We start from the raw sequence: 14,819 nt of genomic DNA, 5'->3' as shown, positions 1-14,819 counted from the left end.
CCGAAAAACAGCAGGGCCACCCCATGTTCAATTGCCTGTCTGCGCGCTTTGGTGGCACACTTCTGTTATCCGCCCGTAGCGCCCTGACCCAGACAGATGCAGACACCGGAACCCGAGCCAGAAAAAAAAGCCCCGCCCAAGCCCAAGCGCATTCTGCTGGTCAACGAACAGCGATCCTTTCAGGTGATGATGAAGGCGATGCTGATCAACATCGGCATCAGTCGCATCACCTATGTCAATTCGGCCGAGGAGGCCAGACGTCGCTGTCAGAAAGAGACCTTTGACATCTACCTGCTCGATTACGAACTGGGGGTCGGCGAGAACGGCCGCCAGTTGCTGGAGAGCCTGCGGGATCAGAAGCTCATTCCCCCCCAGAGCGTGGTGATCATGGTGAGCGGCGACAGCTCCCGCGCCATGGTGTTGAGCGCGCTGGAGGCCGAGCCCGACGAATACCTGATGAAGCCCTTCTCCCAGGAGCAGTTCTCGTTTCGTCTCAAACGCGCCCTCGCCCGTCGCCTGGCGCTGGAGAGCGTCTTCATCGCCCTCGCCCAGGACGATCTGCCCACCCTGCTGGCCGCCTGCGCCGAACGGGCCGATGCGGTGCCGCGCTTTGCCAACTTCTGCCGCTGCCTGCAGGCCGATACCCAGCTCAAGCTGGGGCAGGCCAAGGAGGCGCGCAGCCTGATGCGCCAGCTGCTGGCCGGGCAGGAGAACAGCTGGGCCCGACTGACCCTGGGCAAGGCGTGCCATACGCTCGGACTTAATGAGGAGGCGGTGAGCCACCTGCAGGCGACCCTCAAGAATACCCCGCTGATGGTGGAGGCCCACCTCTGGCTGGCGGAATCCCAGCTGGCACTCGGCAATGACGAGCAGGCCCAGCAGGAGCTCAGACGGGCGGTGGACATCTCCCCCCAGTCGGTACAGCTCTCCCGCCGGCTGGCGGAGGTGTGCCTGCTGCGCCACGACTACGCCCAGGCCAAGGACGTGCTGCTGTCGCTCATCGACCTGTCGCGCAACTCCATCCATCGCACCCCCCACTATCTGGGGGCCTATATCCAGGCGCTGACCCTGTACGCCCTCAACAGCAACGACATCTACCACATAGCCAACCTGCAAAAGCAGGTGAATTCGGCCCTCTCGCGCATTCGCGATTCGCTGATGATGTCGGAGTTCAACTACCCGGTGTTCGAGCAGATCTGCCAGGCCCGGGTGCAGATCGCCCTGGGCGAGTTGCTCAAGGGCAAGAAGATGCTCTATCGCGCCAACCAGAACTGGCTCGATCAGCCGGGTACCATGCCCCCCAGCCTGCTGGGCGAGACCATACTCGCCCTCTACCAGCTCGGCGAATTCGAATATGCCGAGACGCTGCAGGCGCTGCTGGCGGAGGATGAAGACAGGCTGCTCACCACCTGCATCCAGGCCACCCGCGACGACAAGACTGTGCTCGAGCGCCGCCAGCGTTATCAGCAGCTCAACGAACTGGGCATCAAGGCCTACCAGAGCGGCGAGCTGGAGCAGGCCCTGGGCCACTTTCGCGAGGCGCTGCGCCGAGCCCCCGCCAATACAGGTGCCGCCCTCAACAAGATCCAGGTGCTGCTGCAACTGATGCAGAAGAACCGCAAGAGCCCGGAGTTTGGCGCCGAGTGCAAGGAGACCCTGGAGGTGCTGGACGGCATTCCCCTGAACCCGGCACAGCAGGATCGTTTTCGCAAACTGCGTCAGGAGTTTACCCAGCTCAGTTGACCCCGGCCACGGCCCGCTCGCCTATGCTGATACAGACTCGGCGAGGGGAGGAAACAGACGATGGCCATGTGTCGATATCTGGTGGCGGACGGGCGCCACTGCAGCGAGGAGGCGGAGGAGCACGAACTGTGCCGCTGGCACGATCCCCACGCCGATCATCAGAGTCCCCATACCGCTCGCGAGCTGGAGCACTACATCCAGCAAGGGGGTCTGTGCCACGGCCTGCAACTGGCCCGCGCCAACCTGGCCGGCCTCAACCTGGTGAAGAAGGGGGCCCCGCAGGGCTTCTTGCTGGAACAGTGCAACTTCTATCGCGCCAACCTGCAGGGAGCTCACCTCTACGGCATCCGCATCAAGGGCGGCAGCCTGATGAAGGCGGATCTCAGCGAAGCCAATCTGCACTGCGCCGAGCTCGACGACGTCAACCTGCTCGGCATTCGCTGGCACAACACCCGGCTCGACAACCTCAACACAGGCAAACGGCTGATGCAGGAGCGGCGCGGCCGCAAGGAGCGCGATCCCGTGCAGGCCCGCATCTGGCTGAAAGAGGCCGAGGAGACCTACCGGGATTTGCGCAAGGCTTCGGAGGCCCAGGGCATCTTCACCATGTCCGGCCGCTACATACAGCAGGAGCTCACCATGCGCCGGCTGCAGTTGCCGCTCTGGTCGACCCAGCGCTTCACCTCCTGGATCGTCGATCTCTTCTGCGGCTACGGCGAGGCGCCCATGCGGGTGGTGCTCTTCTCCCTGCTGCTCATCTTCATCTGCAGCATCTTCTACTTCTTCTTTGGCCTCAGCTTCAACGGCAACCACCTCATCTACCGGCCAGACGCCCCCCTGGAGCAGAACGCCATCTTCCTGCTCGAGTGCCTCTATTACAGCGTGGTGACCTTCACCACCCTGGGTTACGGGGACTTCACCCCCATAGGCCTGTCACGGCTCTTCGCCGCCTTCGAGGCCTTCACCGGCAGCTTCACGCTGGCACTGTTCGTGGTGGTGTTCGTCAAGAAGATGACTCGCTAAAAACCTATCCACGATCTTGCTGCGAGGCCGTGATCAAGGCTCATGTGCTGCTCGGAATCCTCATGTATATCTATACGCTCCGGTTCCTGCGCTGCGCTTCACCTTGCTGACAGCCTCTCGTGACAGCTCGTGAACAGGTTACCGATAGCCCGGCACCTGAACTTGCATCCAGGGCGGATTCCTAGTCCAATAGCGACTTATAAAAATGACATGAGCATCCCGGACATGAAGATCATCTCTTTCAATATCAATGGCCTGCGCGCCCGTCTTCATCAGCTGCAAGCCATCATCGACAAACACCAGCCGGATGTGATCGGCCTGCAGGAGATCAAGGTGCACGACGAGGCCTTCCCGCTGGCGGATGTGGAGGCCATGGGGTATCACGTGGAGTTCCACGGCCAGAAGGCCCACTACGGGGTGGCCATCATGAGCAAGCAGAAACCGGTCGAGGTGCAAAAAGGCTTCCCCACGGATCCGGAAGATGCCCAGCGCCGCATGATCATGGCCACCTTCAAACGGGAAGATGGCTCCCTCATCAAGGTGATGAACGGCTACTTCCCCCAGGGCGAGAGCCAGGACCACGAGACCAAGTTCCCGGCCAAGCAGAAGTTCTACGAGGATCTGCAGCACTATCTGGAGACCCATCACACCCCGGACGATCAACTGGTGCTGATCGGCGACGTGAACATCTCCCCCACAGATCTCGACATCGGTATCGGCGAAGCGAACCGCAAGCGCTGGCTGCGGGATGGCAAATGCTCCTTCCTGCCCATAGAGCGGGAATGGATGGAGCGCCTCAAAGGGTTTGGCCTGACCGACACCTTCCGCGCCGCCAACCCCACCGAGTGCGAGCGTTTCTCCTGGTTTGATTACCGTTCAAAGGGCTTTGACGAGAACCGCGGCCTGCGCATCGACCTCATCATGGCCTCCAACGCCCTCAAGGACGCTGTGACCGAGACCGGCATCGACTACGAACTGCGCGGCATCGAGAAACCCTCGGACCACGCCCCCATCTGGGCCTGCTTCGCCTGATGACGACACACAGTGGGGACGTTTGACGCCCCCACTGTGACCCGGCCCCCACTTCCCCGCCCTTTTCCTTCTTATAATGCCCACCAGACCACCCGTGCCGCGCGCAACGCTTATAGTGAGTGCGTCCGTCACCGGGACACAAGTTGTCGCTGGCTCGCCTCTCTGCCGCCATTGGCACTGATAACTTCCATCCCCGAGCAGCTTGGGTTCAATATTCGTGCTCTATCATGAAAAATTGTCAGTAATCCAATGAGTTGAATTTGTAACCATGCTGTTGATGATGTCAGTTCAGAAGAAAGGTGTGCACGGCGATCGCGATCCATCCAACAGGAGTGTGATGATGAAGGTGCAAAACGTCAGGGAAGATAGGTTCAAGCGTTGTGGTATTGCCCTGGCACTGGCCAGCCTGTTGACCGCCTGTGGCGACGAGCCGACCGCCGGTGCCCAGGCGCTGCCTCCCGTGCCCGTGGTGGTGGCCGAGGTCAAGCTGACCGATGTGCCCCTGACCGCCGAGATGGTGGGTGAAACCGCCGGTTTTCGCGAGATCGATGTCCGCTCCCGGGTGAGCGGCATACTGCTCAAACGTACCTATGTGGAAGGCCAGCCGGTCAGCGCCGGCCAGGAGCTGTTCCTGATCGACCCCGAGCCCTACAAGGTGGCGCTGGAGCAATCCAGAGGCACACTTGCCCAGGAGCAGGCCCGTCTCAACAAGGCCCGCGCCGATCGGGATCGCATCATCCCCCTGTTCAAACGCCAGGTGGTGAGTCGCAAGGACTATGACGACACCATAGCCAACTACGAGGCCGCCATCGCCAGCCATCAGGCGGCCCAGGCCAAGGTGAAGGAGGCGGATCTCAACCTCAGCTACACCCAGGTCACGGCCCCCATCAACGGCATGGCGAGCAAGAGCTCCCAGTCCGAAGGCAGCCTCATCTCCACCAGCGGCGAAAATGGCCTGCTCACCACCATCACCCAGTTCGACCCGCTCTACGTCAACTTCTCCTACTCGGAGCAGGATCGTCTCAACTTCGAGAACTCGGTGAAAAAGGGATTGATTGAGGCCAAGGATGCCACCAACTGGCGCACCCACATCCGGCTGGCCGACGGCTCCGTCTATCCAGAGGCGGGCAAGCTCAACTTCTCCGACAGCCGGGTCGATCCCCAGACCGGCACCATACGTGCCCGCGCCATCTTCGACAACAAGAAGGGCGCCCTGCTGCCCGGCCAGTTCGTGCGCATGACCATCGACCTGGGGCTGCGCAAGAACGCCATCCTGGTACCGCCGCGGGCCATAGTCCAGTCCCAGGCCGACCGCATGGTGATGGTGGTGGATGCCGACAACAAGGTGGTGCCAAGGCCGGTCAAGCTGGGCTCCGTGGTCGACAGCGGCGTGCTGATCGACAGCGGGCTCGCGCCCGGCGAACGCTACATAGTCGAGGGGTTGATGAAGGCCCGTCCCGGTTCCGTGGTCAAGCCGGTTTCGGCCGCCGAGATGAAGGCCATCAGCGCCAATATGGTCAGCCAGGCCGCGGCCAAGTAAGGAGTTCGTATGTTTTCCAAGTTCTTCATCGAACGCCCCATCTTCGCCAGCGTGATCTCCATCATCATAGTGCTGGCTGGATTGGCGGCGATGCGATCCCTGCCCATAGAGCAGTACCCGCAGATCACCCCGCCAGTGGTGTCGGTGACTGCCTTCTACCCGGGCGCCACCCCCGAGGTGATCTCCCAGACGGTGGCCGCGCCACTGGAGCAGCAGATCAACGGCGTGGAGCGGATGCTCTACATGCAGTCCGGTTCGGCCTCCAACGGCCAGATGAACCTCAACATCTATTTCGAGATCGGCACCGATCCGGATCAGGCCACCATCAACGTCAACAACCGGGTCTCGGCCGCCATGGCCCAGCTGCCGGAAGAGGTCAAAAAGCAGGGGGTGACGGTCAAGAAGAAATCGACCTCGATCCTGCAGGTAGTGACCCTGCAATCCCCGGGCGGCACCTTTGACACCACCTATCTGTCGAACTACGCCCTGCTCAACATCATAGATGAGCTCAAGCGGATTCCCGGAGTCGGCGACACCACATTGTTCGGCGGCACCGACTACGCCATGCGCATCTGGCTGCGGCCGGACCGGCTGGCCCAGCTCGAGCTCACCCCGAGCGACGTGATCGGCGCCATCCGCGAGCAGAACACCCAGTTCGCGGCCGGCAAGATAGGCGCCCAGCCCACCACGGCCCCCATCGACTTCACCTACACGGTGCAGACCAAGGGGCGCCTCGAGGATGTGAAAGAGTTCCAGAACATCATCATCCGCTCCATGCCGGACGGCTCGAAAATCCGGGTCAAGGACGTGGCCCGGGTCGAGCTCGGCGGCAAGGATTACGACCTGCTGGCCAAGGCCAACGGCAAGCCCGCCATCGGTATCGCCACCTACCTGCAACCGGGCGCCAACGCCGTGGCGGTGGCCGATCAGGTGCATGCCACCATGCTGCGCCTCAAGGAGCGCTTCCCGCAGGACATCGAGTACCAGATCCCCTACGACACCACAGAGTTCGTGAAGATCTCCATCGAGGAGGTGGTACACACCCTGTTCGAGGCGATCCTGCTGGTGTTCGTGGTGGTCTACCTCTTCCTGCAGAACTTCCGTGCCACCCTGATCCCCTGCATCGCGGTGCCGGTATCGCTGATCGGCACCTTCGCCGGCATGCTGGTGCTGGGCTTCTCCATCAACCTGCTGACCCTGTTTGGCATGGTGCTCGCCATCGGTATCGTGGTGGATGACGCCATAGTAGTGCTGGAGAACGTCGAGCGGATCATGCAGGAGAAGAAGTGCTCGCCCAAGGAGGCCGCCATCCTCGCCATGCAGGAGGTATCGGGCCCCGTCATCGCCATCGTGCTGGTGCTGTGCGCCGTCTTCCTGCCGGTCGCCTTCATGGGCGGCATGACGGGGGTCATGTACAAGCAGTTCGCCATCACGGTCGCGGTGTCGGTGGCCATCTCAGGCCTGGTGGCGCTGACCCTGTCACCGGCCCTCTGCGCCGTGCTGCTGAAAGAGGGGCACCACAAACCGGCCCGCTTCTTCGTCTGGTTCAACAACGCCTTCGATGGCCTGACCCGTCGCTACGTGCGCGGGGTCGCCTTCCTCAACCGTCGGGTCGGGGTGGCGTTCACCATCATCGCCTTCATCCTGGTCTCCATCTACGGCTTGCTGCTGAAGGTACCCGGGGAGCTGGTACCGAACGAAGATCAGGGCTACCTGCTCTCCGCCGTCATGCTGCCGGATGCGGCCTCCCTCACCCGCACCCAGGCGGTGGCGAACGACTTCGACCGGATGGCGATGGCCAACCCCAACGTCAAGGACGTCATCACCTTCTCGGGCTTTGACATCCTCTCCAACGCCATCATCAGCAACAGCGGCATCAGCTTCATCACCCTCAAGGACTGGAGCGAGCGCCAGGGCGCGGGGCAGGACTCCTTCTCCCTGGCCAAGACCTTCCAGGGCATGAGCCTGATGGGGCTGGCGGATGGCTTCGTCGCCTCCTTCAACCCGCCGCCCATTACCGGCATGTCCACCACAGGCGGGCTTGAGGCCTATCTGCAAAACCGCAGCACCGGCAACGCCCAGGCCTTCTCGGCCGAGGTGCAGCGCTTCCTGGAGGCGGCCAAAGAGCGTCCCGAGTTCGCCAGCGTCACCTCCACCTATCGCGCCAACGTGCCCCAGGTCTACCTGGATCTGGATCGCGAGAAGGCCAAGGCGCTGGGGCTGCCCATCAATGCGGTGTTTGACACCATGCAGGCCACCTTCGGTCAGGTCTATGTCAACGACTTCAACCAGTTTGGTCGTACCTACCGGGTGCAGTTGCAGTCAGAGGCGGACTACCGAGCCAAGAAGAGCGACATCCGCAACGTCTATGTGCGCTCCGACAAGGGGGAGATGATACCGCTCAGCAGCCTGGTGACGGTGCGCGATGCCACAGGCCCCGAACTGGTGGAGCGCTTCAACATCTTCCAGGCGGCCAAGATCATGGCGCAGCCGGCGCCGGGCTACAGCTCCGGCCAGGCCATAGCGGCGCTGGAGGCCGTGGCCGACGAGTCCCTCGGCAACGACGCCAAGCTGGAGTGGACTGGCTCCGCCTATCAGGAGAAAGCGGCCGCCGGCAGCGCCGGCACCGCCTTCGGCTTCGGCATAGTGATGATCTTCCTCATCCTGGCGGCCCAGTACGAACGCTGGAGCCTGCCGTTTGCGGTGATCACCGCCGTGCCGTTCGCCCTGTTCGGCGCCCTGCTGGCGACCTGGCTGGTGGGGCTCACCAACAACGTCTACTTCCAGATAGGGCTGGTGACGCTCGTCGGGCTGGCGGCCAAGAACGCCATCCTGATCGTGGAGTTTGCGGTGATGAAGCACGAGGAGGGAATGAGCCTCATCGAGTCGGCGCTGGAGGCGGCGCGGCTGCGTTTTCGCCCCATCGTCATGACCTCGCTCGCCTTCATCCTCGGCTGTGTGCCGCTGGTGACTTCGAGCGGTGCCGGCGCGGCGAGCCGTCACGCCCTCGGCTGGCCGGTCATCGGCGGCATGCTGGCGGCGACCTTCATCGCCATCTTCTTCATCCCGCTCTTCTTCCGCCTCATCATGAAGCGATCGGAGCGACCCCGCGCCCCCGCGCCCCAGCAGAAACAGTGACACAAGCCCCCGCCGATGCGGGGGCTTTTCTATACCTACGCGGCTCATCTGTCGCCCCCTCCTTGCGCTTCCATCTGCGCCTCCCATCCAGGCAACCCCTTACCTCTTCAGGCAAAGCGCAGGCGGGATCACAACCACGCCGATTGGCTTGTACTCACCTTGACCTTACTCTCAAGGTAAGGTTTACAGTGACCCCAATCATCATCAGGACATGTCCATGCTGTCATCGAGATTGCCCACTGAGCGCATTGCCCGGCTGTTGCTGGCGCTCATGCTCGTCTGCAATCTCACCCTCTGCATCAGCTGGCACGGGGCCGAGATCATCTCCCCCGCCATGGCGACCGGCAGCGACGACGCAACCATGAGCGCGACCGCCATGCAGGGGCTCGCCTGCCACACAATGGCACCCGATGATGGCGCGCAGGGCGATGCCATGAGCCAGGGGGAGTGCCAGATGCACGGCGGCCTCACCTCGCCAACCGGTGCCGGCCTGCCACTGCTGGCCGCGCTGCTGACTCTGCTCGTTCTCCCTTTGTTGCTGCTGCCCCATCTGGGGATCGCCAGCCATCTGTTCGATCACTGGCTGCGAGATCCCTTCCTGCGATCTCGCGGTACTCACCCCCCCTCCTGGCCCCGCCGACATCTGATGCTGTCGGTGCTGCGCCATTAGAAAGCACTTCTCTCGCGTGCTCGCGGCAAGGCTCATCTTGTCGCCTATGCACGCCCTTGCCTGACCCTGTCACGACTGGCCATGCCAGTCACCACAGGGAGCCGTGCGCGCTGACACAGCTGCGCCCCGTTTGCCGCCCTGCCCGTGTGTGCTGCCGTGATAACGACAGCCAGGTGCCACTCTGGCGCACTTGTCACCACGACAGCCCGGCGGCCTGACAGAAGAGAAGATATATGATGTCATCTGCCCGCATTCCCGGACACAGCGCCAAGCGCTGCGTCGAACCAAGTGCCACCCGCCTCCCGCAGACAGGAGGTGTGCGATGAGCCAGAAACTGCTGGTCGCTGCCCTGCTGCTCGCCCTCGGGGCCGGTGGCGGCTACTGGGTAGCCAAACAGACGACCGACGGCGCCAGCGCCAAGGAGAAGACGCCGCTCTACTGGGTCAACCCCATGGATCCCCGCGACAAGCGCGATGCCCCCGCCAAGGACAACATGGGGATGGACTTCATCCCCGTCTATGAGGAGAAACAGGGCGGCTCGCCGGGCACCATCACCATCAGCCCCGAGATCCAGCAGAACCTGGGGGTGCGGCTCGCCAAGGTGGAGAAGCTCCCCATCCACCAGCAGATCGAGACCGTGGGTTACGTCGGTTATGACGAAGACAGGCTGGAGGCGGTCAACGCCCGCATGGCGGGCTGGATCCGCACCCTCGCCATCAAGAGCGAGGGGCAGAAGGTGACCAAGGGAAGCCTGATTTACGAGCTCTACGCCCCGGATCTGGTCAACGCCCAGCACGAATACCTGCTGGCGCTCGGCGTAAGCAATACAAAAGGCACCGCCAACCCGCTGCTGCTGCGCGCCGCCGAGGGCAAGCTCAAGTCCCTGCAGGTACCGGCGGACCAGATAGCCGCCCTCAAGCGCAGCCGCCAGGTGCGTGAGACCATCAGTATTTATGCCCCCAGCAGCGGTTATGTCTCCGAGCTGAAGGTGCGCGAGGGCCAGTACGTGGAGCCCGCCGCCGCCCTGTTCAACATCAGTACCCTGCAGCAGGTGTGGGTGAGCGCCGAGGTGTTCGAACGCCAGGCGGCCCAGCTGAAGGTGGGGGATCCTGTCACCATGACCCTGGATTACGCCCCCGGTCGCAGCTGGCAGGGCCGGGTGGATTACCTCTATCCGACCCTGGATGCCGCCACCCGCACCCTCAAGGTGCGGCTGCGCTTTGACAACCCGGACGAGTTCCTGAAACCCAACATGTTCGCCAAGGTGAGCATCCGCACCGGCAAGGGTGAACCCCAAATGGTGGTACCGAGCGAAGCCGTGATCCGCACCGGCAACCAGAACCGGCTGGTGCTGGCACTGGGGGATGGCAGCTTCAAGTCGGTGGCCGTCACCCTGGGCGCCCAGTTTGGTGACAAGGTCGCCATCGAGGAGGGGGTGGAAACGGGTGACAGCATAGTCAGCTCGGCCCAGTTCCTGCTCGACTCCGAATCGGCCATCGACTCGGACTTCCAGCGCATGACGGCGGTGCGCCCCACCCAGGTGTGGACCCAGGGCGAGGTGCAGGGGATCACTCTTGCCAACCGCACCCTGACGGTCTCCCACCAGCCTATCCCCGAGTGGCAGTGGCCCGCCATGGAGATGGATTTCACCGTGGCGGACGGCGTCGACATGACCAAGCTCGCATCGGGCCAGACCCTGCATCTGCAGGTGGAACAGCAGGGGGACGAGTACCGCATCACCAACATCCATGTCGAGGATGCCCCCGCCAACAAGGCCGCGCCTGCCAACGATGACATGACGGACATGGAAGGCATGGACCATAGCCAGCATGATATGGGAGCCAAGCAATGATCCCTTCCATCATTCGCTGGTCGGTGGGTAACCGCTTTCTGGTGTTGCTGCTGACCGTCATGCTCACCGCCTGGGGGCTCTGGTCGGTCAAACAGACCCCGGTGGATGCCCTGCCGGATCTCTCCGACGTGCAGGTGATCATCAAGACCTCCTACCCGGGTCAGGCGCCCCAGGTGGTGGAGGATCAGGTCACCTACCCGCTCACCACCGCCATGCTGGCGGTGCCGGGCTCCACCACGGTACGCGGCTACTCCTTCTTCGGCGACTCCTTCGTCTACGTGCTGTTTGACGACAACACGGATCTCTACTGGGCCCGCGCCCGGGTGCTTGAGTATCTGAGCCAGGTCGCCCCCAATCTGCCGGCCGAGGCGAAACCCCAGCTGGGCCCGGATGCCACCGGGGTGGGCTGGGTCTATCAGTACGCTCTGGTAGACAGAAGCGGCAAGCACGATCTCAGCGAGCTCACCTCGTTGCAGAACTGGTTCCTGAAATACGAGCTGCAGACCGTCAACGGCGTCTCCGAAGTCGCCACCGTCGGCGGCATGGTGCGCCAGTATCAGGTGCGGGTCGATCCGGACAAGCTGCGCGCCTACGGCATCCCCCTCTCCCTCATCCAGACCGCCATCGAGCAGGGCAACCAGGAGACTGGCGCCTCCGTCATCGAGATGGCGGAAGCGGAATACATGGTGCGCTCCAACGGCTACCTGAAGAGCGTCGAAGACCTCAAGCAGATCCCGCTCGGTACCCAGGTCAGGGGCGCGCCCCTGCTGCTCGGCGATGTGGCGGATGTGGTCACGGGCCCCCAGAGCCGGCGCGGTATCGCCGAGCTCAACGGCGAAGGGGAAGTGGTGGGCGGCATCATAGTCATGCGCTACGGCGAGAATGCCCAGCACACCATAGACGGGGTCAAGGCGCGGCTGGCGGAGCTGAAAAGCAGCCTGCCACAGGGAGTGGAAATCGTCACCGTCTACGACAGATCCGATCTTATCCAGCGCGCCATCGACAACCTCTCCGGCAAGCTGCTGGAGGAGTTCGCCGTAGTGGTGCTGGTCTGTCTGGCCTTCCTGTTCCACCTGCGCTCGTCTCTGGTGGTGGTCATCACCTTACCCATCGCCATCCTGACCGCCTTCATCGTCATGCACCTGCAAGGGATCAACGCCAACATTATGTCCCTTGGCGGCATCGCCATCGCCATCGGCGCCATGGTGGACGGCGCCATAGTGATGATCGAAAACGTGCACAAGCATATGGAGCGAGAGGCGCTCACCGACAAGAACCGCTGGCGCATCATCACGGAGGCGAGCATCGAAGTGGGGCCTGCCATCTTCTTCTCCCTGCTCATCATCACCATGAGCTTCTTGCCGGTGTTTGCGCTGGAGGCGCAGGAGGGACGCATGTTCCATCCGCTGGCCTACACCAAGACCTACGCCATGGCGGCGGCGGCCGGGCTCTCCATCACGCTGGTACCGGTGATCATGGGGTATTTCATCCGTGGCAGGGTACTGGCCGAACAAGCCAACCCCCTCAACCGTGGCTTGAGCCAGGCCTATATCCCGCTGCTCAAGGCCGTGCTGGCGCGCCCGAAAACCACGCTGGCCGCCGCACTGCTGGTGACGGTGGCGGGCTTCTGGCCACTCCAGTATCTGGGCTCGGAGTTCATACCGCCGCTCGATGAGGGGGACATAATGTACATGCCCACCACGGCGGCCAACATCTCGGTGGGCAAGGCGCGGGAAATATTGCAGCAGACCGACAAGCTGATCCGTACCGTGCCCGAGGTGCAGAACGTGTTCGGCAAGGCGGGCCGCGCCGATTCGGCCACAGACCCCGCCGACCTGGTAATGATGGAGACCAGCATACAGCTCAAGCCTCGCGACCAGTGGCGCCCCGGCATGACGCCGGAGAAGCTGAAGGAGGAGCTCGACTCCCTCATCCGCTTCCCCGGCCTCACCAACGCCTGGGTGCCTCCCATCAAGACCCGCATCGACATGCTGGCCACCGGCATCAAGACCCCGGTCGGCATCAAGATAGCCGGGCCCGACCTCAAGGTGATCCAGCAAGTCGGCCAGCAGCTCGAGCAGATCGTCGGCAAGGTGGCGGGGGCAGCGTCTGTCTACGCCGAACGGGTGGCCGGTGGCCGCTACGTCAAGGTGGATATAGACCGGCTCAATGCCGCCCGTTATGGCCTCAACATCGCCGACGTGCAGGCGGTGCTCGCCACCGCAGTGGGCGGCATGGACGTGGGCCAGACCATAGAGGGACGCGAGCGCTACCCCATCAACCTGCGCTATCCCCAGAGCTATCGCGATTCCGTGGCAAGCCTGGAGCTGCTGCCGCTGATCACCCCGAGCGGTGCGCGCATCGCGCTGGCGGACGTGGCCCGCGTCTACATCAGTGACGAGGCCCCCATGCTGCGCAGCGAGAATGCGCGCCTGAACGGCTGGGTCTACGTGGATATTCGCGGTCGCGACATCGGCACCTTCGTCGCCGAGGCCAAGGCCGAGGTAGGCAAGCAGCTGGTGCTGCCGGCGGGCTACGCCCTCACCTGGTCGGGTCAGTACGAATACATGGAGCGGGCCAAGGCGCGCCTCGCCTACGTGGTGCCGTTAACCATCGCCATTATCGTGCTGCTGCTCTATCTGGCGTTTCGCCGCATGCAGGAGGTGTTGCTCATCCTCACCACGCTGCCGCTCGCCGTGGTGGGCGGGATCTGGACCATATGGCTGCTGGATTTCAACCTCTCGGTGGCGGTGGGGGTGGGCTTTATCGCCCTGGCCGGGGTGGCGGTGGAGACGGGCGTGCTGATGCTGGTCTACCTCAACCACGCCTGGGATGACCTGGTAGCCCAGGGCAAACCGGACAAGGCGGGCCTGCACCAGGCCGTGATCCACGGCGCCGCCCTGCGCCTGCGCCCCAAGATGATGACGGTAGTGACCATCATCGCGGGTCTCTTGCCCATCATGTGGAGCCAGGGCACGGGCTCGGAGGTGATGCAGCGCATCGCCGCCCCCATGATAGGCGGCATGGTGAGCGCTCTGGTGCTGACCCTGCTGGTGCTGCCCGCCGCCTACTACCTGTGGCGCAGCCGAAGCCTTGGCAAGAGCGCGCACCAGGAAGCCGAATAACCCGAATTTACAACCGATTTTGAATAAACGACTGAAGGAAAACATCATGAATTACAAGACGCTGACCCTGACATTGCTGCTTGGCCTCGCCTCTCTCCAGACCTGGGCCGAAATGACCATGAGCCACGAGGGGCACGATATGGCCCAGATGGAGGGGATGGATATGCAGGCGATGGGAGAGAGCGTGATGACCAAGGGGGTCATCAGCCGTATCGACGAGGCCAGCGGCAAGGTGGGGATCAAACACGAGGCCATCGACAACCTCAAGATGCCCCCCATGACAATGGTGTTCCTGCTGGCCGATCCCGCCCTGACCAAGGGGCTCAAGGTGGGAGATGCGGTGAGTTTTCACGCCGAAAACCCGGCCGGCAAGCTGACGGTCACCCAGTTGCAGAAGCGGTAAAACGACCGCCGTGAAACTGGAATATGGAAGGCGGATACCCTCCGCCTTTCATATTCCCTTTCTTTATTCTTGATGCCACCCCAGCCGGATTATGGTCAAACATCCAAATATAATTCAACAAAGACCTCGGCAAGCAGGCTGGATATATAACCACGAGCTGTTATTTGCATTTAAAACAATGATGAAACACTGACAACAAAGTTAATAAAACAAGCTTGACAGCCATTCAGTTTATATTCAGCAAAAACCAGTCATCTCACCTTATTATCAGGGCTCCTTATTCATAACCGGAG

General features: G+C 62.6%; 9 protein-coding genes. All 9 read left to right on the top strand.

The window, feature by feature from the left end; all coding sequences use genetic code 11:
• The first annotated feature begins 96 nt into the window (after positions 1-96).
• The gene (locus CK910_RS12265; protein WP_043134270.1) at positions 97-1,743 is read left to right on the top strand and encodes a tetratricopeptide repeat-containing response regulator; all 1,647 of its coding nucleotides are present in this window, start codon (positions 97-99) and stop codon (positions 1,741-1,743) included.
• Between the two features lie 60 nt (positions 1,744-1,803).
• Positions 1,804-2,766: an ion channel gene (locus CK910_RS12260; protein ID WP_043134271.1), complete on the top strand. Its 963-nt coding sequence runs from the start codon at positions 1,804-1,806 to the stop codon at positions 2,764-2,766.
• A 225-nt stretch (positions 2,767-2,991) separates the two neighbouring features.
• Entirely contained in the window at positions 2,992-3,798 is an 807-nt protein-coding gene (gene xthA / locus CK910_RS12255) for an exodeoxyribonuclease III (RefSeq protein ID WP_042871215.1), read from the top strand.
• Between the two features lie 340 nt (positions 3,799-4,138).
• The gene (locus CK910_RS12250) at positions 4,139-5,338 is read left to right on the top strand and encodes an efflux RND transporter periplasmic adaptor subunit (RefSeq protein WP_098983336.1); all 1,200 of its coding nucleotides are present in this window, start codon (positions 4,139-4,141) and stop codon (positions 5,336-5,338) included.
• 9 nt (positions 5,339-5,347) lie between these two features.
• The gene (locus CK910_RS12245) at positions 5,348-8,476 is read left to right on the top strand and encodes an efflux RND transporter permease subunit (RefSeq protein ID WP_098983334.1); all 3,129 of its coding nucleotides are present in this window, start codon (positions 5,348-5,350) and stop codon (positions 8,474-8,476) included.
• Positions 8,477-8,693: 217 nt separating this feature from the next.
• Positions 8,694-9,146 (top strand): hypothetical protein, encoded by a 453-nt coding sequence (locus CK910_RS12240; protein ID WP_098983331.1) that lies wholly within the window; start codon positions 8,694-8,696, stop codon positions 9,144-9,146.
• Between the two features lie 322 nt (positions 9,147-9,468).
• Positions 9,469-10,998 carry an efflux RND transporter periplasmic adaptor subunit gene (locus CK910_RS12235; RefSeq protein ID WP_098983329.1) on the top strand — a complete coding sequence of 510 codons (1,530 nt, stop codon included), beginning with the start codon at positions 9,469-9,471 and terminating at the stop codon, positions 10,996-10,998.
• The gene (locus CK910_RS12230) at positions 10,995-14,123 is read left to right on the top strand and encodes an efflux RND transporter permease subunit (protein ID WP_098983327.1); all 3,129 of its coding nucleotides are present in this window, start codon (positions 10,995-10,997) and stop codon (positions 14,121-14,123) included. Before CK910_RS12235 ends, CK910_RS12230 begins: the two co-directional genes overlap by 4 nt.
• Positions 14,124-14,169: 46 nt before the next feature.
• Entirely contained in the window at positions 14,170-14,526 is a 357-nt protein-coding gene (locus CK910_RS12225; protein WP_098983324.1) for a copper-binding protein, read from the top strand.
• Positions 14,527-14,819 lie beyond the last annotated feature (293 nt).

Origin of the sequence: Aeromonas sp. CA23, assembly GCF_002587065.1 — a bacterium.
In the GTDB taxonomy this organism is placed as follows: Bacteria; Pseudomonadota; Gammaproteobacteria; order Enterobacterales; family Aeromonadaceae; genus Aeromonas; species Aeromonas bestiarum.
This window is presented reverse-complemented; position numbering and strand designations above follow the sequence as displayed.